This window comes from Paraburkholderia largidicola (assembly GCF_013426895.1).
Classification (GTDB): Bacteria; Pseudomonadota; Gammaproteobacteria; order Burkholderiales; family Burkholderiaceae; genus Paraburkholderia; species Paraburkholderia largidicola.
In genome coordinates, this window is the sequence record NZ_AP023175.1 from 2,579,825 (window position 1) to 2,602,778 (window position 22,954).

20 protein-coding genes are annotated in these 22,954 nt (G+C 61.9%); 18 read left to right on the forward strand and 2 right to left on the reverse strand.

What is annotated here, in order from left to right:
- Nucleotides 1-67: 67 nt before the first annotated feature.
- The 3 genes from PPGU16_RS28280 (at nt 68) to PPGU16_RS28290 (ending at nt 3,308) form a co-directional block, all read left to right on the forward strand.
- Nucleotides 68-1,117 (forward strand): hypothetical protein, encoded by a 1,050-nt coding sequence (locus PPGU16_RS28280; RefSeq protein ID WP_180723666.1) that lies wholly within the window; start codon nt 68-70, stop codon nt 1,115-1,117.
- A 231-nt stretch (nt 1,118-1,348) separates the two neighbouring features.
- Nucleotides 1,349-1,933, forward strand: a complete 585-nt coding sequence (locus PPGU16_RS28285; protein WP_197986843.1) for a hypothetical protein — start codon at nt 1,349-1,351, stop codon at nt 1,931-1,933.
- A gap of 7 nt (nt 1,934-1,940) precedes the next feature.
- Complete coding sequence (locus tag PPGU16_RS28290; protein WP_180723668.1) at nt 1,941-3,308, forward strand: TRAFs-binding domain-containing protein; 1,368 nt, start codon at nt 1,941-1,943, stop codon at nt 3,306-3,308.
- 85 nt (nt 3,309-3,393) lie between these two features.
- Here the strand turns inward: PPGU16_RS28290 and PPGU16_RS28295 are convergent, their stop codons facing one another.
- Complete coding sequence (locus tag PPGU16_RS28295) at nt 3,394-4,863, reverse strand: mannitol dehydrogenase family protein (RefSeq protein WP_180723669.1); 1,470 nt, start codon at nt 4,861-4,863, stop codon at nt 3,394-3,396.
- A gap of 95 nt (nt 4,864-4,958) precedes the next feature.
- Here PPGU16_RS28295 and manD point away from each other — a divergent pair, with 95 nt between their 5' ends.
- The 6 genes from manD (at nt 4,959) to PPGU16_RS28325 (ending at nt 13,622) form a co-directional block, all read left to right on the forward strand.
- On the forward strand, nt 4,959-6,167 hold the full coding sequence (gene manD, locus PPGU16_RS28300; protein ID WP_180723670.1) for a D-mannonate dehydratase ManD: 1,209 nt from the start codon (nt 4,959-4,961) through the stop codon (nt 6,165-6,167).
- Nucleotides 6,168-6,205: 38 nt separating this feature from the next.
- Nucleotides 6,206-7,576, forward strand: a complete 1,371-nt coding sequence (locus tag PPGU16_RS28305) for an MFS transporter (protein WP_180723671.1) — start codon at nt 6,206-6,208, stop codon at nt 7,574-7,576.
- Between the two features lie 64 nt (nt 7,577-7,640).
- Nucleotides 7,641-8,678, forward strand: coding sequence for an L-idonate 5-dehydrogenase (locus PPGU16_RS28310; protein WP_180723672.1), 1,038 nt, complete (start codon nt 7,641-7,643; stop codon nt 8,676-8,678).
- 55 nt (nt 8,679-8,733) lie between these two features.
- A complete protein-coding gene (locus tag PPGU16_RS28315) occupies nt 8,734-10,032 on the forward strand; it encodes an MFS transporter (protein WP_180723673.1) in 1,299 nt (432 codons plus the stop codon).
- Nucleotides 10,033-10,062: 30 nt separating this feature from the next.
- Nucleotides 10,063-10,908 carry a GntR family transcriptional regulator gene (locus tag PPGU16_RS28320; protein WP_274599985.1) on the forward strand — a complete coding sequence of 282 codons (846 nt, stop codon included), beginning with the start codon at nt 10,063-10,065 and terminating at the stop codon, nt 10,906-10,908.
- Nucleotides 10,909-11,132: 224 nt separating this feature from the next.
- The gene (locus PPGU16_RS28325; RefSeq protein ID WP_180723674.1) at nt 11,133-13,622 is read left to right on the forward strand and encodes a glycogen/starch/alpha-glucan phosphorylase; all 2,490 of its coding nucleotides are present in this window, start codon (nt 11,133-11,135) and stop codon (nt 13,620-13,622) included.
- Nucleotides 13,623-13,661: 39 nt separating this feature from the next.
- Here the strand turns inward: PPGU16_RS28325 and bfr are convergent, their stop codons facing one another.
- Nucleotides 13,662-14,138, reverse strand: coding sequence for a bacterioferritin (bfr, locus tag PPGU16_RS28330; RefSeq protein WP_180723675.1), 477 nt, complete (start codon nt 14,136-14,138; stop codon nt 13,662-13,664).
- A 275-nt stretch (nt 14,139-14,413) separates the two neighbouring features.
- On the opposite strand from bfr, the gene PPGU16_RS28335 reads away from it, so the two are divergent.
- From PPGU16_RS28335 to dhaK, 9 genes are all read left to right on the forward strand, one after another.
- The gene (locus PPGU16_RS28335) at nt 14,414-15,433 is read left to right on the forward strand and encodes a LacI family DNA-binding transcriptional regulator (protein WP_180723676.1); all 1,020 of its coding nucleotides are present in this window, start codon (nt 14,414-14,416) and stop codon (nt 15,431-15,433) included.
- 114 nt (nt 15,434-15,547) lie between these two features.
- Nucleotides 15,548-16,876, forward strand: a complete 1,329-nt coding sequence (locus PPGU16_RS28340; RefSeq protein ID WP_180723677.1) for an ABC transporter substrate-binding protein — start codon at nt 15,548-15,550, stop codon at nt 16,874-16,876.
- A 79-nt stretch (nt 16,877-16,955) separates the two neighbouring features.
- Nucleotides 16,956-17,912, forward strand: coding sequence for a carbohydrate ABC transporter permease (locus PPGU16_RS28345; RefSeq protein WP_180723678.1), 957 nt, complete (start codon nt 16,956-16,958; stop codon nt 17,910-17,912).
- Nucleotides 17,909-18,862, forward strand: a complete 954-nt coding sequence (locus tag PPGU16_RS28350) for a carbohydrate ABC transporter permease (RefSeq protein WP_180723679.1) — start codon at nt 17,909-17,911, stop codon at nt 18,860-18,862. Before PPGU16_RS28345 ends, PPGU16_RS28350 begins: the two co-directional genes overlap by 4 nt.
- Complete coding sequence (locus PPGU16_RS28355; protein ID WP_042310889.1) at nt 18,859-19,053, forward strand: hypothetical protein; 195 nt, start codon at nt 18,859-18,861, stop codon at nt 19,051-19,053. The genes PPGU16_RS28350 and PPGU16_RS28355 overlap by 4 nt, the downstream gene beginning before the upstream one ends.
- Nucleotides 19,054-19,056: 3 nt before the next feature.
- On the forward strand, nt 19,057-20,178 hold the full coding sequence (locus tag PPGU16_RS28360; protein WP_180723680.1) for an ABC transporter ATP-binding protein: 1,122 nt from the start codon (nt 19,057-19,059) through the stop codon (nt 20,176-20,178).
- On the forward strand, nt 20,171-21,190 hold the full coding sequence (locus tag PPGU16_RS28365; RefSeq protein WP_180723681.1) for an ABC transporter ATP-binding protein: 1,020 nt from the start codon (nt 20,171-20,173) through the stop codon (nt 21,188-21,190). The genes PPGU16_RS28360 and PPGU16_RS28365 overlap by 8 nt, the downstream gene beginning before the upstream one ends.
- Nucleotides 21,187-21,825, forward strand: coding sequence for a dihydroxyacetone kinase subunit DhaL (gene dhaL, locus PPGU16_RS28370; RefSeq protein WP_180723682.1), 639 nt, complete (start codon nt 21,187-21,189; stop codon nt 21,823-21,825). Before PPGU16_RS28365 ends, dhaL begins: the two co-directional genes overlap by 4 nt.
- A gap of 14 nt (nt 21,826-21,839) precedes the next feature.
- Nucleotides 21,840-22,829: a dihydroxyacetone kinase subunit DhaK gene (gene dhaK, locus PPGU16_RS28375; protein ID WP_180723683.1), complete on the forward strand. Its 990-nt coding sequence runs from the start codon at nt 21,840-21,842 to the stop codon at nt 22,827-22,829.
- The last annotated feature ends 125 nt before the right edge of the window (nt 22,830-22,954 follow it).

Sequence of the window (22,954 nt, forward strand, 5' to 3'; positions counted from 1 at the left end):
TTCCGCCGGTTGAGTTCGTTATCTGTCGCATGTCGAGATGGAGGGGGGCTCAACGGCCTCAAGGCAAATGACGCAGATCGTCAAAATCTTCCTGTCTTCTCCAGCCGATGTGCTCGCCGAACAGCAGGCGGTGCTTGCACTGGCTGAGGAAATCAACGACGTCATCGCTTTTCTGTCCCCGGATCTCGACGTGCGGCTGGAAGTGCTGCGATATCAGGACAACGTGTATCCCGATGCGGGGCGTCCGCAAGAAGTGGTCGACCGCCAGATGCCGAAGGACTTCGATATTTATCTCGGTATCATGTGGATGCGCTGCGGCACGCCCACCATGGACGATCCGAGCGGAACGATCCACGAATTCCGGCAGGCAATGAAGCGCCGGGAGGCGACGGGACGCCCGATCGTCATGTTCTATTTCTCGGATGAGGCGCCATCATCGTTGCCGCGCACGGCAGAGGCCATAAGCCAGCTTGCCGGAGTGATGAAATTCCGCGACGAGCTTGCGCAAATCGGATTGACGATGTCTTACCCGGATCGGGCGAGCTTCAGGGAGCGTGTGCGTGGCGGACTGCTGCGTGCCGTCGCCGATGTGCAGCATCGGCCATCGGCGGTGCGCGTCGAATCGACGGACCGCGAGGCGTCGACAGCGGAAGTGCCGGCAAGTATCGCAGAACTGGCGCGAAGTTATGACGACGTCCGCGACGCGATGCCCTCGGGTGCGGAGCGGACAACGAAAATGACGGCCATTTTTTCGAGCCTGATGTCGCAGGCACCCGTCGCGATCAAAGCCCTTGAAAAACTGAAGACAAGCAGGTCGGCAGGCGAGCGCCTCGCGGCTGTCGCGGTGCTCAGGGCCTTTCCGCGGGAAGAGGAGATCAACTGGTTGGCCGAGCGTCTGAACTCGGATGTCGAAACGCCATTCGTTGGCTATCAGGCGGCGACCGCGCTCGCCCAGGCCGTCCGCAGCCTGCCTGCCGAGGCCGACGCGAACCTCGAACTCGCCATCGACAAGGCCCTGGCTTTAGCAGGACGCAATCCCAACGACCCGGCACGCATTCACATGCTCGAACACGCTCGACAGGAATTGCTCGTCAAGGGACGAGCGTCGGAGGCGTGAACAGAGTGGCCGTCACATTGAAGCAAGGCAAGCTGGCGGCGCGGGCGAGCGGTTCGTCATTAGATGTGCACTCGACGCGGCGGCAGATTAGTCGCTATATGGAAACGTTTAGTCCGATGGCGTAACCTAAGTTGCCGGGATTCTGCGCTCTCGCGAACAGGATGCCCGGCGAATCGCCGACGGCTGCCACACGGCGCGTGAAACGAGGGGACACCGACAGGGATGACGGATGTGACCGACTTATTTTCGCCGAAGCGGGTCTTTCTGTTCAGCGGGCACATGATAGACCGGCCCGACCGCCCACAAGCGCGCTTCCCGCCGGAGCGTGAAGACGCCGTGACGAAGGACATCGCCGGCGTGCTCGACAGGCTGCAAGCTGGCGCCGCTGATCTTGCCGTCTGTAGCGGCGCATGCGGGGGCGATCTGATCTTCGCGGAACTCATGCTCGGGCGCGGTGCTCATGTCGATCTTCACCTTCCGTTCGAGCCCGCCGTGTTCGTGACGGATTCCGTCGACTTCGCGAACGCGAACTGGCGCGAACGCTTCGACGCAGTCCGGGCGGACCCGCGCGTGCGCACCATCGTGTTGCCCGAGGCCCGGACGGCAGACGAGGGGCAGCTATCGCCGTACGAGCGCACGAACCTCTGGATGCTCGAGCGCGCGTTCAGCCGTGGCGCGCAACAGGTCTACTTCATCTGCGTATGGGACGGTGCAGCGGGCGACGGGCCCGGCGGCACGGGCCATATGGTCGAGGCGGTCGAGGCGGCAGGCGGCGTCGCGGAGCCTCCCATTCATCCTCTCGGGTTCACACGGTGAGGCGAACATGCCACGACCTCTTTGCTTCGTCATCATGCCCTATGGCCGCAAGCCGACGCAGGCGGATGCCACGCGCGGCCCCGGCGAGATCGATTTCAATGCGCTGTGGGATCGTGCGTACGTGCCCGTGATCGAGTCCCTGGGCTATGACGCCGTTCGCGCGGACCAGGACACGGGCTCGATGATCATTACGCAGATGCTCGAGCGCATCTATTACGCGGATCTCGTGCTCGCCGACATGACCATCCCCAACGGCAATGTCTACTACGAGGTCGGTATCCGCCATGCGGCGAAGCCCACCGGCTGCGTCCTGCTTGCGGCGGACTGGTCGCAGCCGCTCTTCGACGTCGCGCAATTGCGCACGGTGCGCTATCCCCTTGCAAACGGCGACATCGACGATGCGACCGCGCAGCGCATTCGTGACACGATCTCGCCTGGCATCGAGGCGCTCGCGGTCGGGCCGTCGCCGATGTTCGAAGCCATCAAGGGATATCCGTCGTCTCCGGAGCCGGCCCTCGCGTCTACGATGAAGCAACGCATGGCGGAACTCGCCGCCTTTCAGTCCGCTATTCGGGGCGTACGTTTGCTACCCAAGCCGCAGCGTATGGCGCGAGCACAGGAACTCGTCAAAAAGCACGGCGTGCCGCCTTTGATGGCGAGTGTCGTATTTGCGTTGCTGCTGCTTCTGCGCGATTCGATCGAGGTCCCCGAGGACTGGAACAAGCTGCTCGCCTTCATCGACGCACTGCCGGACGACTTCCGTGAGCAGTCCGAGGTGCAGTCGCAGCGCGCATTCGCCGTGTCGCAGGCGGGCGATGTGCGCGACGCGATCGAGCAACTCGAGGTCGTGCTGGAGATGGCCGGTCCATCGGTCGAGCGTCTTGGGCTGCTGGGCGGCAGGTATAAGCGGCTCTACCGCGATACAGTCGAGCCGTTCCAGAAGCAGCAATTCCTCGATCAGGCGATCGATTGCTACGAGCGTGGCATGGACCTCGATCTCAACGACTACTACTGCTCGTCCAATCTGCCGCGCCTGTATCGCGCGCGCAATGGCAAGGATGATCTGAAGCGCGCGCATGTAATATCGGCTGTCGTGAACGCCGCATGCGAGCGTGCACTGCGGCGTGGCGTGACGGACGAATGGCTGCGGCCCACCTGGCTGGCGGCTGCCTTTGACGACGGCGACGCGGATCTCGCGGAAGATCTCGCGGAAAAAGTCGCGGCCGAAGGCGTGACGCGCTGGAAAATCGAAAGCGTATTGGCCGATCTTCACGCGAGTGCGCAACTCGAGCCGGACGAAGCGCGGCGCGCACGGCTCGTCGGCGTGGCCGACAAGCTGGCGGAGCAATCGGGTAGCGAGGGTAAGGCGGGGTGAAAAGAGTGTGTGCTCAACCAGGGTTTCAGATGCATTGACGTCCTGCTGCCAAAGCACCCATCGGATTCGCGCCGTGCGTCTCGCGTCAGTCACGCTCGATCGCAATGGCTTGTCGTGCTCCGTGTTGCAGGAGCCTGACAGCGTCCACCAGTGCCCGTCGGAAAACCTCCCGGTTCGCCAGTTCGGGCGGGAACACTTCCTTGATCGCCAGCATCGTGTCGACGAGTTGCTGCGGATCGGCGGGGGCGTTCGCCGTCAGGCGTGCAGCCATCGGGTCGCTGATGTCGTAACGCGTGCCGTCGTCGGCTTGGCCGCGCAGAAATACGAGCCATGCTGCGACGGCCAGCGTGAGCCGTTCGATCGATTGCCCCGCATTCAGACGCGCCTCGATCGTTGCGAGCAGCCGTGGCGGAATCTTCTGGCTGCCGTCCATCGCGATCTGCGCGGTGCGATGCTTGAGCGCGGCGTTCGCATAGCGTGCAAGCAACGCGTCGCGATAGGCGAGCACGTCGAATGAGGGCGGCACATCGAGCGTCGGCGCGATTTCGTGCGTCATCATTGCGTGGATCAGTGCTTTCAGCGGCGGATGAGTGATCGCTTCGTCGATCGTCGCAAAGCCCGCGAGCATCGACAGATACGCGAGCGTCGAATGCGTGCCGTTGAGCATGCGCAGCTTGGCGAGTTCGAACGGCATCACGTCGTCGACGAGTTGCGCGCCGGCTCGCTCCCACGCAGGGCGTCCCGCCGGAAAGCGGTCTTCGATCACCCATTGGCGGAACGGCTCGCACGGCACGGGCACGGCGTCGTGGGTATGCAAGGCACGCAGCGCCGCTTCGCGTTCGGCGTCGGTGGTGGAGGGGACGATGCGGTCCACCATCGTCGATGGAAACGCGACATGCGCGTCGATCCAGTCGGCGAGTTCAGGTTCGAGCATGCGGGCAAACGACACGACCGCCTGCTTCAAGGCCGCGCCGTTGTGCGAGAGGTTGTCGCACGACAGCACGGTGAAGGGCGGCGTGCCGGCATTGCGCCTCTGCCTGAGCGCGGCGGCGAGGATGCCGGGCACCGTGGACGGCTCCTCGGGATGCGCCAGATCATGCGCAATCCCTGTGTGATCCAGATCCACGTCGCCCGTTCGCGTATCGCGGCAATAACCTTTCTCGGTGACTGTCAGCGACACGATGCGCACGTTTCCATCGGCTAGCAATTCGACAAGACGCGCACGGTCGAAAGGCATCGCGAGCACTTCCTTGAGCGCGCGAATCACCGTGACGCGCACGCCTTCAGGCCCGCGTTCGACCACGCTATACAGACCATCCTGCGCCATCAATGCGTCGCGCTTGGCCACGTCGCCCTGCAGCGTCACGCCGCAGATGCCCCAGTCTCCACCCGCCGCGAGCATCGCTTCTTCCGTATAAACGGCCTCGTGCGCGCGATGAAAATTACCGATCCCCAGATGAACGATGCCGATACGTGGATCGCGCCACCCCGGCCCCGATACGTGGTCGTTCAATGAGTCGAGTGCAGCGCGGCAAAGCGATGGCTTGGCGGTCATGTTCAGGTCCGAAGCGCGGGAAAACCCGTTGTTGACGATTGAATATACTTGTATGGTAGCATCAGTTCCATCGAATGCGACTCAAGGAAATCCCCATGAAAATCGTCCGCGCCGATGTGATCGTCACGTGTCCCGGCCGCAACTTCGTTACGCTCAAAGTGGTGACGGACGAGGGCGTTCACGGCATCGGCGATGCCACGTTGAACGGCCGCGAACTCGCCGTGGCGTCGTATCTGAAGGACCATGTGTGCCCGTTGCTGATCGGGTGCGATCCCGGGCGAATCGAGGATATCTGGCAATTTCTCTACAAAGGCGCGTACTGGCGCCGCGGCCCGGTAACGATGACCGCGATCGCCGCCGTCGACATGGCGCTGTGGGACATTCTCGGCAAGGTGGCGAACCTGCCGCTGTACCGCTTGCTGGGCGGCGCGTCGCGCGAAGGCGTGATGGTCTACGGCCACGCGACGGGCCGCGACATTCCCGAAGCGCTCGAACGTTACCAGGAGCACATCGAAGCCGGCTACAAGGCTATCCGGATCCAGTGCGGCGTGCCGAACATGCGTTCGGTCTATGGCGTGTCGAAGGGCGCCGGCATGTATGAGCCGGCGACCAAAGGCGCCGTCGAAGAGCAAAGCTGGTCGACGGAAAAGTATCTCGACTTCGTGCCGAAACTCTTCGAAGCCGTGCGCGACAAGTTCGGCTTCGATACGCATATGCTGCACGACGTGCATCACCGGCTCACGCCGATCGAAGCGGCGCGTCTGGGCAAATCGGTCGAACCGTATCGGCTCTTCTGGATGGAAGACCCGACGCCCGCCGAGAACCAGGCGGGATTCCGTCTGATCCGTGAGCACACGGTCACGCCGATCGCCGTCGGTGAAGTGTTCAACAGCATCTGGGACTGCAAGCAACTGATCGAAGAGCAGTTGATCGACTACATTCGCGCGACCTTGACGCACGCGGGCGGCATTACGCACCTGAAGCGCATCGCCGATTTCGCTTCGCTCTATCAGGTGCGCACGGGCTGTCACGGACCATCGGATCTGTCGCCCGTCTGCATGGGCGCGGCGCTGCATTTCGACCTGTGGGTGCCGAACTTCGGCGTGCAGGAATACATGGGCTTCCCGAAGGAAGCACTCGACGTGTTCCCGCATGCATGGACTTTCGATCACGGCATGATGCATCCGGGCGAGGCGCCGGGGCATGGCGTCGATATCGATGAAGAAGCGGCCGCGCGCTATCCGTACGACCCGGCGTATCTGCCCGTTGCTCGGCTCGAAGACGGCACGTTGTGGAACTGGTAAGTTCCTTCAACGAATAGAACGACAGCCAGGAGACAGGCATGGCAGACAGGAAAACCAGTGCGATGCTGCGGCGCGTGGCCGCTGCATCGACGATCGGCACAGCCGCCGAATACTACGATTTCTTCGTGTACGGCACGGCGGCCGTGCTCGTGTTTGGCGCAAAGTTCTTCCCGTCGAGCGATCCGCTCATCGGCACGCTTGCGGCATTCGCGACCTACGCCGTGGGTTTCGTCGCACGGCCGCTCGGCGGCATCGTGTTCGGGCATTTCGGCGATCGCATCGGACGCAAGAAGGCGTTGATCGTCACGATCCTGATCGTCGGGCTGGGGACCTTCGCAATCGGACTGCTGCCTGACTATTCGCAGATCGGCGTCTGGGCGCCGGCCTCGCTGATTCTGATTCGCGTGCTGCAAGGCTTTGGCGTAGGCGGCGAGCAGGCGGGCGCGGTGTTGCTGACGGCGGAATACGCACCGCCTCGCGAGCGCGGTTTTTTTGCGAGTCTCGTGCAACTTGGCGCCCCCGCGGGCTTCCTGATTCCGTCGGGTCTCTTCGCGTTGCTGAGCGCCACACTCACGCATGAGCAACTGATGGACTGGGGCTGGCGTCTGCCGTTTCTGGGCAGCATCGTGCTGGTCGTGGTCGGCCTTTATATCCGGCTGCGTACGGAAGAGTCGCCGATTTTCGCCAGCATCCGCGAGACCAAGGCAGTCGAGTCTCGGCCGGTCGTCGAGGTCGTCAAACAGTTTGGGCCGACCATCGTGAAAGGCGTCGGCGCAAAGCTGATCGAGGCGTGCACGTTCGCGATGTACACGATGATCGTGCTCGCCTATGGACGCGCGCATGGCATCAGCGAAAGCCTGCTGCTGCAGACCATCATCGTTGCTGTCGTGCTGGAGCTTCTCGCGATTCCGCTGGCGGGCGCGCTGTCGGACCGGATTGGCCGGCGCACGACGTTCATCGCGGGCGCGGTGCTACAGGTGCTACTCGTCGTGCCGCTGTTCCATGCCGTCGATAGCGGCAACCGCCTCGCCATCCAGGCGGCGATGATTCTCGCGATCTCGATCGGACACAGCTTGTGTTATGCGCCTCAGGCGTCGCTTTTTCCCGAGCTGTTTCCGGCACGTGTTCGATGCAGCGGCATTGCGCTGATCTGGCAGATCGGATCGCTGATCGGCAGCGGCGTGCTCGGACTCGTCGCGGTCAAGCTGATTCAGGCGACACACGGAAACTCGATCGGGCTCGTCATCTATGTGGCGCTGCTCGGGATCGTCTCGGCCATTTGCCTCTTCCTTCTGCCCGAAACCGCCCCCGCGCGACGCGGCGGAGATCTCCACGACTGGGGCGCGCCGCAACGCGAGCCAGCCTTGCACGAAGCATCCGCTCCGGCTGCTTTTGCTGCACGCCAATAAGCACGCCAATAAGCACGCCGATAAGCGCGCCGATACGGCAGCACCTCGATACAGGACCACGACCATGTTTGCAGCCGTTCTCCACGAACCGAAGAAACTCCTCATCGACGAACTCGATGCCCCCCAACCGCAAGCGGGTCAAGTCCAGGTTCGCGTGCGCGCCGGCGGCATCTGCGGCTCCGATCTCTCGTATTACTTCAAGGGCAAGAGCGGCGACTTCGCAGTGCGCGAGCCGTTCGTGCTGGGTCATGAAGTGGCGGGCGAAGTCGCGGCGCTCGGCGAGGGCGTGAGTGGCCTGGCCGTCGGGCAGCGCGTGGCCGTGAATCCGGGGCTCAACTGCGGCATCTGCCGATACTGCGTCAAGGGCATGCCCAATCACTGCCTGAACATGCGCTTCATGGGCAGCGCGTCGACGTTTCCGCACATGCAGGGCATGTTCCGCCAGTTCATCGCGGTGAGCGCGCATCAGTGCGTGCCTGTGCCGGACGGACTCGACTTCGCGCAGGCGTCGATGGCCGAGCCGCTCGCGGTGGCGCTGCATGCGCTGCGCCTGGCCGGCTCGCTGGTCGGCGCGAAGGTGCTGCTGGTGGGTTGTGGGCCGATCGGTTGCATTCTGCTCGCGGTGGCGAAGCGCGCGGGCGCGCACCGCATCGTTGCGCTCGATCTCGCGGAGAAAGCGTTGCAGATGGCCGCAACACTCGGCGCCGATGAAACCGTGCTGGCCAATGACCAGGCGCGCATCGATCAGTGGGTGCAGCAGCGCGGCACTTTCGACGTCGTGCTGGAAGCGTCGGGCAGTACGGCTGGCCTCGACACCGCGCTGCGCGCTGCGCGCGCGGGCGGCACGGTCATCCAGGTCGGCAACCTGCCGGCGGGACAGTCGCCCGTGGCGGCGAACCTGGTGATGTCGAAGGAGCTTCGCTATCAGGGCTCGTTCCGCTTCACCGACGAATACGCCGTTGCCGCCGAAGAACTCGGCGCGCACAAGATCGATCTGCGTCCGCTGATGACGCATGCGTTCTCGCTCGAAGACGCAAACCATGCGTTCGAAGTCGCCCATGACCGCACGCAATCGATGAAGGTTCATCTGAAGTTCGACTAACTCATCCGCATGAACCGCCCGGGCAGACAAAGAGGCGGAGCACTGGAGACACATCATGATCAAGAGCCAGCGATGGTTCGTCGTCGGCCTGCTGTTTCTTGCGGGCGTCATCAATTACCTCGACCGCGCGGCGCTTTCGATTGCCGCGCCGCTGATCCAGAAGGACCTGAATTTCTCGCATGCGCAGATGGGCATCGTGTTCAGCAGCTTCTTCATCGGCTATGCGCTGTTCAACTTCATCGGCGGCGTGGCTTCCGATAAATTCGGCGCGAAGAAAGTGTTCGGCGGCGCAATGGGTATCTGGTCGATCTTCTGCGGCGCGACGGCGCTCGCAAGCGGACTCGTCTCGCTGATCGTGCTTCGCGTGCTGTTCGGCATGGGCGAGGGTCCGTTCAGTTCGTCGAACAGCAAGATGGTGAACAACTGGTTTCCGCGTCGCGAAGTGGCGAGCGCAATCGGCGTCATCAGTTCGGGTACGCCGCTTGGCGGCGCGCTCGCGGGGCCGGTCGTCGGCTACATGGCGATCCAGTTCGGCTGGCGCTGGGCGTTCGTCGCGATCATGGTGTTCGGCCTCGCGTGGCTAGTGTTCTGGTCGCTTGCCACGACCGAGCATCCGCAGCAGAACAGGCGCGTGAAACCGGCCGAACTCGATCTGATCGTCGCGGGCCAGCAGCAGGCTTCGTCGATGGAACACGCGCCGGCGGGCAAGAAGACGGGACTCGGGTTCTACCTGAAGCAGCCCATCATTCTGGCGACCGCGCTCGCGTTCTTCTCCTACAACTACGTGCTGTTCTTTTTCCTGTCGTGGTTCCCGACCTATCTGACGGAAGCACATCACATGTCGCTGCACGACATGAGCATCGCCACGGTGATTCCGTGGGTGCTCGGCAGCATCGGGCTGGCGGCGGGCGGCTTCATCACCGACTTCATCCTGCGCCTGACGGGCAGGCCGTTGTTGTCGCGCCGGATCGTGCTTTCAGTGTGCCTCGGCGCGGCGGCCGTATGTGTCGGCTTCGCCGGACGCGTGCAGAGCATGCAGGGCGCCGTGGCGCTGATGTCGGTGTCGATTTTCTTCCTGTATGTCACGGGCTCCGTCTACTGGGCGGTGATCCAGGATACGGTGCGCCGCGAGAACGTGGGCGGCGTCGGCGGTTTCGTGCATCTGCTCGCGAATCTCGCGGGCGTGATCGGGCCGGCCGTGACGGGCTTCATCGTGCAGGCTACGCACGGCGCGTATGGCAGCGCGTTTGTGCTGGCTGGGGCGATCGCGGTGATCGGCGCGTTGTGTGCGCTCGTTTTCATCCGCGAGCCCAAGTCGCAAAAAGCACCGGCAGAGCGTAAACTAGTATGGTAGTTTCGCGATACTAGCCTTCGATTACCCGGTATGGACACGAAAATTGCAAGCCCGAAGTCCGCGTCACGGCGCGAAAAGAAAACTGCCACGCTGGCGGTCGCACCCGTCGCGAGCCAGGCACGCACGGTTTCCGACGGCGGACTGAAATCGCCGCTGCGCGGCGCGCTGACGGGTTTGTCCGTCGAATCGCACGAGCCGATCGGCAAGCAGATCTTCCGTTCGTTGCGCGAGGCGATCTTCACCGGCCTGCTCGCGCCGGGCACACCGCTTTCGGAGAAAGAGGTGTCGGACATGTTTCAGGTGTCCCGGCAGCCCGTGCGCGAAGCATTCATCAAACTCGTCGAGGCTGGCGTCCTGCAGGTGTTGCCGCAGCGCGGCACGTTCGTGAAGCGGATCTCGCCGCGAAAGGTGCGCGAAGGGCGCTTCATTCGCGAGGCGATCGAGGCTGCCGTGGTGCGCAAGGCGGCCGTCGCCATTACCGATGCGCAACTCGCGGACCTTGCAGCGAATCTGCGCGAGCAGAAGGCAGCGTCCAAACTCAACGACACGGCCGCGTTCCTCGCCTGCGACGAGCAGTTTCATTTCCTGATCGCTCAGTCCATCGATTGCGTGGCGGCGTGGGAGACGATCCAGGACATCAAGGCGCAGATGGATCGCGTGCGCTATCTGAGCCTGCATGAAGTGTCGCCGCTCGACCTGCTGATCAGACAGCATGCGCTGATCGTGAGCGGGCTGAAGGCACACGATCCCGACGCCGCAGAAAACGCGATGCGTGCGCATTTGCGCGAGATTCTCGTGTCGCTCGGGCCCGTGGCGCAGCTCAACCCCGACTGGTTCGAGCCGGACGAGCCTGAGGCCGTGAGGTTGATGCTCTAAAGCCCTCGCGCGGACGCGCCGTTGTGCGCGAGGCTTAGTTCCTGAAGCTTGCTTCAAATCGCGCCCAATCATCTGAACGAACGGCGATGAATCGGACATTGCCTTGAAATGCGCGCGTAGTAACGTATGCTCCCTTCGTGTACGCCTGTCTCCTTGGGTAGCGCTGCGAATGTGAGATTGCCCTCGGGTTTGAAGCGGTCACGCAAAAACAGGAGGGCAAGACCATGGCTGCCGACATGTCCGCCAGCGCCACCCGCTGTGGCGATTCCGCGCGTAGCGGGCTGGACCCCGACGCATTGCGGCGTGGCGTGCTCGACAATCTCATCTGCCTGCAGGCTCGGCCGCTCGCCATTGCTACGCCGCACGACTGGTACATGGCGCTTGCCTACAGCGTGCGCGACCGCATGCTGGCGCGCTGGGCCGCCACCATCCAGACCTATGCTGCTCAAGAACTGAGAGTGGCGTGTTACCTCTCTGCAGAGTTCCTGATCGGGCCGCAACTCGGCAACAATCTCGTGAATCTGGGCATCGAGGCCCAAGCGCGTGCTGCCATGCAGTCACTCGGCCAGGATCTCGATGCGCTCATTGCGCTCGAGGAAGAGCCGGGACTCGGCAATGGCGGACTCGGAAGACTCGCTGCCTGCTATCTGGACTCGCTGGCCACGCTCCAGATCCCGTCGGTTGGATACGGCATCCGCTATGAGTTCGGTATCTTCGATCAGGTGATCCGCGACGGCTGGCAGGTGGAGGCCACCGACAAATGGCTGCAGAAGGGCAACCCATGGGAGATCGTGCGTCCCAACGTGAACTACTACGTGCGCTTCGGTGGACACACAGAGAGCGAGAGCGACGCGCAGGGCCGCTATTGCGTGCGCTGGATACCGGCGCACATGGTCAAGGGCGTGGCCTGCGATACACCGATGCTGGGATTCCGGGTCAACACCTGCAACACGCTGCGTCTATGGAAGAGCGAAGCCGTCGAGTCCTTCGATCTGGAGGACTTCAACGCCGGCGACTACTACCAGGCAGTGCAGGAAAAGGTGATATCCGAAACGCTGTCCAAGGTGCTCTATCCCAACGATGAGCCCGAAGCCGGCAAACGGCTGCGTCTCGCGCAACAGTACTTCTTCGTTTCCTGCTCGTTGCAGGACATGCTGCGCCTGCTCGATATCAAGGGCGAACCCATCGCGCGGTTCGCCGACATGTTCACGGTGCAACTGAACGATACGCATCCTTCGATCGCAGTCGCGGAACTGATGCGCCTGCTCGTGGACGAGCGGCGTGTTCCTTGGGACGAAGCCTGGGACCTTACCCGCCGTACTCTGGCCTATACCAACCATACCCTGCTGCCCGAAGCGCTCGAAACCTGGGGGCTGCCGCTTTTTCGCAGCCTGCTGCCGCGCCTGATCGAAATCATCTATGAGATCAACCGCCGTTTCCTCGACGAGGTCCGGCAACGCTATCCCGGCGACGATGCACGCGTCGCGCGCATGTCGATGATCGACGAGGCCGGCGAGAAGAAGGTGCGCATGGCGCATCTGGCGACGGTGGGCTGCCATGCCGTGAACGGTGTGGCGGAGCTTCATTCCGCGCTACTCAAGCAAACGGTGCTGCGCGATTTCGCACAACTGTGGCCCGAGCGCTTCAAAAACGTCACCAATGGCGTGACGCCGCGTCGCTTCATGCTGCTCAGCAATCCAGGACTTGCGCGATTGCTGGACAAGACGGTGGGCGAGGGATGGGCAACCGATCTCACACGGCTTCGCGCCCTCGAATCGCGTGCCGACGACCCGGACTTCCTCGACCAATGGCGCAACGTCAAGCATGCGAACAAGGCGCTTCTCGCGCAGCACATCCGAAGCACGACAGGCGTCGAAGTGGACCCTGCCGCGTTGTTCGACATCCAGGTCAAACGCATTCACGAGTACAAGCGCCAGCACCTGAACGCGCTGTATATCGTGACGCTGTATCAGCGCCTGCGCCGTGACCCGCAACTCGCTGTCGCGCCGCGCTGCTTCGTCTTCGGCGGAAAAGCGGCGCCGGGGTATGCGATGGCCAAGCTCATCATTCGCCTGATCAACGGCGTGGCCGAAGTCGTGAACAACGACCCGTCGATAAACGGACGGCTCAAAGTGGTGTTCTACCCGGACTTCAATGTGAAGAACGCGCAGTTCATCTATCCCGCAGCGGACCTGTCCGAGCAGATCTCGACGGCGGGCAAGGAGGCATCGGGTACGGGTAACATGAAATTCATGATGAACGGCGCACTGACCATCGGAACACTCGACGGCGCGAACATCGAAATCCGGCAGGAGGTCGGTGAGGAGAACTTTTTCCTGTTCGGCCTGAGCGACGCTCAAGTGGAGCAGCTCCGTCGCGATGGTTATCGTGCGGCAGAGTTCGCGGCTGGCAATGGCGAATTGCGCGACGCACTGGATCTGATCGCCAGCGGGCATTTCTCGCGAGGCGATCGGGCTATGTTCCGGCCGCTCGTCGACAATCTGCTGCACGCCGATCCATTTTTCGTGCTGGCGGACTACGCGGACTACGTGGCGTGTCAGGAGCGTGTGAACGATGCATGGCACGACGTGCGGCGCTGGACTCGAATGTCCATCCTCAACACCGCACGCTCGGGCAAGTTCTCCTCGGATCGCGCGATCGGTGAGTACTGCAACGAGATATGGAAGATCAGCCCAATGAGTGTCGCCCTTTAGCGACGCTGAGTCACTCGACGTGACTGTGCTTCGCGCACTTCAACCCGGTGAACCCATGGACGATTGCTGGTAGTTCTGGATTCCGACCTTATCGATCAAGCCGATCTGTATTTCGAGCCAGTCGATATGATCTTCAGTGTCATCGAGTATGTCGGAAAAGATCATTCGCGATACGTAGTCCTTGACCGATTCACAGTAAGCGATCGCCTCTTTGCAATGAGCCTGGGCGGACTGTTCGAGTTTGAGATCGCATTGAAGGACTTCGAGCGTATCTTCGCCGACGAGTAGCTTGGCCAGGTCCTGCAAATTCGGTAAGCCGTCCAGCATGAAGATGCGTTCTATCAGCTTGTCGGCATGCTTCATTTCCTCGATCGATTCGTCATATTCGTGCTTGCCGAGCGCTTCCAGGCCCCAGTGCTTGTAGAGGCGTGCATGCAGAAAGTACTGGTTGATGGCCGTCAATTCGTACTTCAGTTCGGCATTCAGATATTCAATGACTTTTGGATCGGCTTGCATGACTGCTCCCGGGATTCCTCAGAGTTCCATACAGGATAGACCGCTCGCGTGAGCAGGGCGGTAACGAGACAGGGAGCGCAAATAATTCTCTTTCTGCGGACCGTCCTTATCGTCTGCAGAAATCTCTATTCCCTCGCCACTTACAAGCGCAGTATCTTGCGCGGCAACGTCATCAAGAATGACGCATTTAACTCAACAAAAAACCTTGCATTCTTCGCTGGAAAAACTATTTTCAAATAACAAAACGATTCTTGGCTCGGCAACGGAGGAGACCCATGCCGGCTACCCGTATGATGATTGCGCGTCGCGCCGGCGTGAGCGTCGCCACGGTCGATCGTGTGCTGCGCGACGATCAGGGCGTGCGCCCGGAGACAGCCGAACGCGTTCATCTCGCGCTCGCGACATTGCGCGACGAGCGTGCAAGTCGTGGTCGTCCGGCAAAAGCCACGTCTTTTCGGGTTGCATTCGTTCTGCCGCAAATCAATTCCCGCTTTCTCGACCAGGCCGAGCGCGATATCGCGCTGTCAGCGAGCTTTTTCCGCGAGCATCGCATCGTCCCGTCGTTTTATCGGTGCGACCTGTCGAACCAGCGCGATGCGGCATCCTTTGCCCAGCAAATGACGGACTACGATGCGCTCGTGCTCGTGCCGCTCGATTACCCGTGGGTCGTTCGCCTGATCCAGGACATGACGGACGCCAACATGCCCGTCGTCACCGTCTTTTCCGATTTACCGTCGAGTGCGCGCGCGGCTTATGTCGGTGTCGATAACCGCATCGCGGGACGGACGGCCGGGCTGCTGATGGGTCGCTTCGTCGGATCTCGCATCGGTACCGTCGCGGTGCTGTCCGCGTCGTCACGGTTGCACGATCAACTGGAGCGCCGCACAGGTTTCTCGCAGGTTCTCGAAGAAGATTTTCGCAACCTGCGCTGGGTCACCGAACCCGATTTCGCCGAAGACGACGATAGCGCCGGACTCGCTGTTCAAGGCCTGATTGCAGGACACCCGGATCTGGTCGGCGTGTATGTGACAGGCGGCGGCATTTCCGGCATTGCGTCCGCATTGCAGGAATCGGGCGACAAGGCGCGCGTCATTCTGATCGGCCACGAATGTACGGCCGAGACGCGCGTGCAATTGTCCGAGCGCGCCATCGACGTGATCCTCGATCAGGATGTGCGCGGCATCGTCCATTGGGCGGGCCTCGCAGCCATCAATTTTCTGAACGATGTGCGGGGCGTGCTCAACATCCCGACGCCCGAAACCCGGATTTATCTTCGTGAGAATGCGCATGCCTGACGCTCGCGACACGCGGACCGCTTTCTGAATCCGCCAGAGCCCTTATACGGCGTCCGGCGCATGGACGCTGTCTGTCATCAGGTTGGAGACCCGAGAAAGACAAGGAGAAGACACATGTTACGTCTTACGTCAGCAAGGGTAGTCGCGGCGGTCCTCGCATCATTGGGACTTTGCCTGGGATCGGCGGCGCACGCCCAGGGCAAGCAATTGACATTGTGCTGGGCGGCATGGGACCCCGCCAATGCACTCGTCGAATTATCGAAGGACTTTACGGCCAAAACCGGCATTGCAATGAAATTCGAATTCGTGCCATGGACCAGCTACGCGGACCGCTTCCTCAATGAACTCAATTCACACGGCAAGCTGTGCGATCTGATCATCGGCGACAGCCAGTGGATTGGCGGAGCGGCCGTCAATGGTCACTACGTGAAGCTGAATGATTTCTTCGCGAAGAACAAGATTTCAATGGACGACTTCGTACCGGCAACCGTTGTCGGTTACGCGGAATGGCCGAAGAACACGCCGAACTACTGGGCGTTGCCTGCCATGGCGGACGCGGTGGGCTGGACCTATCGGAAGGACTGGTTTGCACGGCCCGAACTGCGCGCCGAGTTCAAGCAGAAATACAAACGCGAACTCGAACCGCCGACCACGATGGACGAACTCAAGCAAACAGCCGAGTTTTTCCAGGGGCGGAAGATCGATGGAAAGACCGTGTACGGCGTGTATATCTTCACGGAGCGCGGTTCGGAAGGCATCACGATGGGCGTGACGAACATGCTCTACAACTTCGGTTTCGAATACCAGGACCCGAAGAAGCCGTATCACCTCGAAGGCTTTGTGAACTCACCCGGTGCAATCAAGGGGCTGGAGTTCTATAAGGCGCTGTACAAATGCTGCACGGCACCGGGCATGACGAACGCGTACATGCAGGAAGGACTCGACGCGTTCAAGTCCGGTCAGGTCGCGATGCAGATGAACTGGTTCGCGTTCTTCCCGGGACTGTATAAGGACCCGAATGTCGGCGGCGACAAGATCGGCTTCTTCGTCAATCCGAAGGAAACCAAGCAGTTCACGCAACTCGGCGGGCAGGGCATCTCCGTCGTGTCGTACTCGGATCACAAAGCGGACGCGCTCGAATACATCAAATGGTTCGCGCAAGCTGATGTGCAGAAGAAATGGTGGCAACTCGGCGGCTATTCGGCGGCGAAGTCGGTCGTCGATGCACCGGACTTTCCGAAGAGCGCACCGTTCGCGCCGGCTTTCCTGAAGTCGATGTCGATCGTCAAGGACTTCTGGGCGGAGCCCGCCTACGCCGAGCTGCTGCTCGACATGCAGAAGCGCGTGCACGACTATGTGGTGGCCGATAAAGGCACCGCAAAAGAAGCACTCGATCTGCTGGTCAAGGACTGGAACAAGGTCTTCAAGGCGGAAGGGAAGTAGAGACGCGTTAGCAATCAGAGTATCTCGGCTCGCGGGTTAGCGGTAGGGCAACCTCGCTGATCCGCGAAAAGGAGTCGGCATGTTGGCAAACAAGCCTTTTGCTCCGGAAGGGTTACAGGCGAAACGGCCGCCGCGTGCGGCCGCGCGCCAGCGCGGGCTGTCCGACAGGACGATCGCGTGGCTGTTCATTCTTCCGACCATCGTATTGCTGCTCGCGATCAACATCTTTCCGTTGATCTGGGCATTGCGCCTGTCGTTCACGAACTTCAAGTCGAACATGCCCAGCGTGCCCGCGCGCAACGTCGGCATCGACAACTACACGGACATTCTGACCGACGAAGACATCTGGTACGCGATGCAGGTCACCGCGCGCTTCGTATTCTGGTCGGTCGGACTGGAAGTCCTGCTTGGGTTCGGGCTCGCGCTGCTGATCAACCGGCAGTTCAGAGGTCATAGTTTCTGGACCACGCTGATCCTGCTGCCGATGATGTTATCGCCCGCCGTGGTCGGCAACTTCTGGACCTTCCTGCTGCAGCCGCAAACCGGCCTTTTCAACGACATCGTCAGCTTCTTCACGGGCATTCCGCCCAGCTCGTTCCAGATGATCGGCGACGTGCCGCTCGCGCCATGGACCATCGTGATGGTCGATACATGGATGTGGACACCGTACGTGATGCTGATCTGCCTTGCCGGGCTGCGCTCGATTCCCGACTACATCTACGAAGCAGCGGAAGTGGATCGTGCTTCGCCATGGCGCCAGTTCTGGTCGATCACGCTGCCGATGACACTGCCGTTCCTGATGCTGGCGATCCTGTTTCGCGGCATCGAGAACTTCAAGATGTTCGACATGGTGAATTTGCTGACGTCGGGCGGTCCTGGCTCCGTGACGGAAACCGTGTCGATCACGCTCAAGCGCGCCGCGTTCGAGAAGTGGCAGACGGGCTATTCGTCGGCGCTGGCGATCATCCTGTTCGTCGTCGTGTTCGGCGCCGCGAATATCTATGTGAAGGCACTCAACAAGGTGAAACAGCGATGACAGACCTTGCCCTTCAACAATCGGTCGTAGCCGCCACGCCGCGTAGCAAGACGGTTGCCGCCGTCATTGTGATCGCATACGCGCTCATTGCGACCTTGCCAATCGTCTGGATCATTCTGACGAGCTTCAAGACGCAGGAAGATGCGATTGCCTATCCGCCCGTCGTGATGTTTCAACCGTCGATGGAAGGCTATGTGAATCTCTTCACGATCCGCTCGCGGCAGACGCCGGAGTTCATCGCGAGCCTGCCGCCCGCAACGGCCTGGTATGACCGCGACGTGCGCAAACGCAACATGGTGATTGCGGGACCGTCGAAGGTCTTGCCGCGCTTCGTGAACTCGCTGGTAATCGGTTTCGGCTCGACGTTTCTCGCGGTGTTTCTCGGCACGCTCGCCGCCTATGCGTTCTCGCGCTTCAAAGTGCCGCTCGCCGACGACTTGCTGTTCTTCATTCTGTCGACGCGAATGATGCCGCCCATTGCCGTCGCGATTCCGATCTACCTGATGTACCGCGCGCTCGGCCTTGCGGACACGTATCTGGGCATGATCGTGCTTTATACAGCGGTCAACGTATCGCTGGCCGTGTGGCTGCTGAAGGGTTTCATCGACGAGATTCCGCGCGAATACGAAGAGGCCGCGCTCGTGGACGGCTACACCCGCATGCAGGCATTCATCAAGGTCGTGCTGCCGCAAGCGATCACGGGCATTGCCGCCACCGCGATCTTCTGCCTGATCTTCGCGTGGAACGAGTACGCGTTCGCGCTATTGCTGACAAGCGGCGACGCGCAGACGATGCCGCCGTTCATTCCGTTCATCATCGGCGAGGGCGGTCAGGACTGGCCGGCTGTTGCGGCCGCCACCACCCTGTTCGTGCTGCCGATCCTGATCTTCACCGTCGTGCTGCGCAAGCATCTGTTGCGCGGCATTACTTTTGGAGCGGTGCGCAAATGAAAGCCCTACCTGCCACGCCGCGGCGGCGCTTCCTTCGCAGGCGCTACTGGGAAGGCGCATCGATGGCGCTCATCGGTCTGGGCATTGCGATGCTCGTTCAACCGTTCACCGTCGACCTCTATACGTGGTCGTTTCCCGTGATTCTGGTGGGCGCGCTGGCCTTTGTCGTGACGAGCCACTTCCCGGACTGAGCCATGTCGACGATCGTTCTCTCCAATCTCCACAAGCGTTTCGGCGAATTCACCGCCGTGCACGATACGAATCTCACGGTGGGCAATGGCCGTTTCGTGGTGCTGCTCGGACCGTCTGGATGCGGAAAGACCACCACGTTGCGGATGATCGCCGGGCTCGAACTGCCGACGTCGGGCCAGATCCTGATCGACGGCGAAGACGTGACGGCACTGCGAGCCCGTCAGCGCGACATTGCCTTCGTGTTCCAGATGTTCGCGCTCTATCCGCACATGACGGTGCGCAACAACATCGCGTTTCCGCTGAAGAACGAGGGTATCTCGCGACACGAAATAGCGACGCGCGTCGATACGGCTGCGCGCATGCTGCGTATCGAACATCTGCTGGATCGAAAGACGGGCGGGTTGTCGGGCGGCGACCGTCAGCGCGTCGCATTGGGCCGCGCCATCGTGCGTCATCCCAAGGCCTTTCTGATGGACGAACCGCTCGGCACGCTCGACGCGGACTTCCGCGAACTGATGTGCCTCGAGTTGCGCAAGTTGCATAACGCGCTCACGGCGACCACCGTTTATGTCACGCACGACCAGAGCGAAGCGATGGCGATGGCCGACGACATCGTCGTGATGAATCGCGGAGAAGTGCTGCAGTCTGCGTCGCCGCATGAGATCTATCACTTTCCCGCGACGGTGTTCGTCGGCAGCTTCATCGGCAGCCCGCCGATGAATTTTCTGGCGGTGGACGGCGGCGTTCCCGCGGGCGCGGAACAGGTCTCGCTGGGCGGCGCCGTCGTGGCCGTGCCGCGTACCGATGCGTCTGCTGCGAAGGCGCTGGTGGGCGTGCGGCCCGAGCACGTCGTGATCGACGAACGCGGTGCGTTGCGTGGGCGTGTGATCGCCGACGAGTATCTCGGCTCGCATCAGATTCTGGTCGTCGAGACCGCGCTCGGCATCGTGCGTGTGCGGGTCGGGAAGGACGAGGGGCGCGCGGCGGGCTCGCAGGTCGGGCTGTCGTTCCGCAAGGAACGCACGCTGCTGTACGACGCGGACAGCGGCAAGCTGCTGCCCGGCGCGGCGCGCCAGATGGCCTTCAACGGAAACGGAAACGGCAGCGGAGGCGCTTATGTCTGAGATTCGCCTGCACAACGTGACCAAGCGGTTCGGCGATATCGTCGCAGTGAACGATGTGTCGATCGATGTGAACGAGGGCGAGTTCGTCGTGCTGCTCGGGCCGAGCGGCGCAGGCAAGACGACGACATTGCGGCTCATTGCCGGGCTCGAACGGCCCGACGAAGGCGAGATCTTCATCGACGGCGAAGCGGCCACCGACATGCATCCCGCAGACCGCGACGTCGCCTTCATTTTCCAGCAGTATTCGCTCTATCCGCATCTGACGGTGTTCGGCAATCTGGCGTTTCCGTTGCGCTCGCCGCGGCGCCGCACGAGCGAGGCGGACGTCAGCGCGCGCGTGCGGTCGGTCGCGCAGATGCTGCACATCGAGTCGAAACTCGCCAACATGGCGACGCATCTGTCGGGTGGCGAGATGCAGCGGGTTGCGATTGGCCGTGCGCTGGTGCGCGAACCCAAAGTCTTTCTGATGGACGAGCCCCTGTCGTCGCTCGATGCAAAACTGCGCGAGGAACTGCGTATCGAGCTGAAGCGGCTGCATCGCTCCATTGGCGCCACGATCATCTACGTGACGCACGACCAGGTCGAGGCCACGACGCTCGCCGATCGCATCGGCATACTCGAACACGGCCGCATCGTGCAGATGGGCACGCCGCGCGAGGTCTATGGCAACCCCGCTTCGCTCAGCGCGGCGCAACGTCTCGGCTCGCCGCCCATCAACCTGCTGCCGCCCGCGCTGTTCGATCCGGCGGCGATGCCAGCGGGGACCTCGACGGTCGCGATCCGTCCGGAAGACATCGTGCTGCACGGCGCCGATGCCCGCGATGCGCTCAACCTTCGCGTGCTTGAATATTCGCCGCTGCGGCATATGCTGATTCTCGATCGCGAAGGCACCGCGATCGTCGCGACCACGATGACAGAACGCAACTTCACGCCCGGGCAAACGGTCGGCGTGTCACTGCCGCCGCGCAGCCTTCTTTATTTCCGCTCCGACGGCAGGAGGATTCCGGCATGAACGGCAAAACGGTCATGGCGTGCATCGAGGCTGCGCATGCCACGCTAAAGGAACACACTGACGAGATCGCCGCGCTCGATCAGCAGATCGGCGACGGCGATCACATCTTCAACCTGTTGCGCGGCGCCGATGCGCTGCTCGGCATGCGCGCCGATATCGAAGCCGACGCATTCGCACCGGCGCTGGATCTCGCTGCGTCGAAATTGCTGTCGACGGTGGGCGGATCGTCGGGGCCGCTGTTCTATTCGCTGTTGCACGGCATGGCGAAGGCGTCGGCCGAAAGCGGGGACATGGCCAGCGTGCAGGAGGCGGCGCGCATCTTCGCCGCGGGTGTCGATGCCGTGGCGCAGCGCGGCAAGGCCGGTCTCGGCAGCAAGACGATGATGGACGTGCTGATTCCCGTGGCGTCGCGCCTGGGGGAGCTGGCTGACGACGATGCGCCGCCGGAAGTCGTGCTCGACACATTGCCGGAAGTCGCGGAGCAGAGCATGCTCGCCACGCGCGACATGCTCGCGACCAAAGGGCGCGCGTCGTTTCTCGGCGAGCGCTCGCGAGGTCACATCGATCCGGGCGCGCGGTCGAGCCAGTTGATGATCGACGCGGTATGTGCGCGGCTCGCGCAAGACAGAGCGTAGAAGGAGCGGAGACCATGAAGAAATTCATCAATCACGTCGACGACTTTCTGGTCGAGAGCCTGGCTGGATTCGGCGCCGCGCACAGCGATCTCGTCGTGCTCAATCAGGAACCGGTATTCGTGCGGCGCAAGACCCTGAAGCCGGGCAAAGTCGCGCTGATCTCGGGCGGCGGCTCGGGGCACGAACCGCTGCACATCGGCTTCGTCGGTTACGGCATGCTGGACGCCGCCTGTCCCGGCCAGGTCTTCACATCGCCCACCCCCGACCAGATGATGGCGGCCGCTAAGGCCGTCGATACGGGCGCGGGCACGTTGTTCATCGTCAAGAACTATTCGGGCGATCTGATGAACTTCGAAATGGCGTCGGAGATGTCGGAGTTGCCCAATGCGATGGTGCTGATCAACGACGACGTCGCCGTCGAAAATTCCAGCTACACGACGGGGCGGCGCGGCGTGGCGGGTGCCGTGATCGTCGAGAAGCTGGTGGGCAGTCTGGCCGAAAGCGGCGCCGACCTCGAACAATGCAAGGCGTTCGGCGACCGGATCAACAAGCATACGGCGTCGATGGGCGTGGCCTTTTCCAGTTGCACGGTGCCTGCGGCGGGCACGCTCACGTTCAAGATCGGCGACGACGAAATCGAAGTCGGCGTTGGGATCCATGGCGAGCCGGGGCGGCGGCGCGCGCGTTTCGCCGCGGCCGATGCGATTGCGGGGGAACTGCTGACGGCCATTGTCGCGGATCTCAAGCCGCCAGCCGGCGCGGAATTGCTGGTCCTGATCAACGGGCTGGGCGGTACGCCACTCGGCGAACTCTATCTATTGTTCAATTCCACGCGTTTGTGGCTGCAGCAGCGTGATCTGAAGATTGCACGCGTACAGGTCGATTCGCTGACGACTTCGCTCGAAATGGCGGGCGCGTCGATTACGTTGTGCGTGATGAACGACGAAATGCTACGACACTGGGATAGCGCAGTGCACACGCCGTCGTTGAGGTGGGGTATGTAGCGGACGTCGGATGCGGTTCTCCTGTGTGAAGGACACAATGCCCTGAACGCCTCGCTCGCCTGACTGCGCATGAGTTTTTGACATGGTGTGCATGCGCAGATTTCGCTTGTTGCGTGATATTGGCA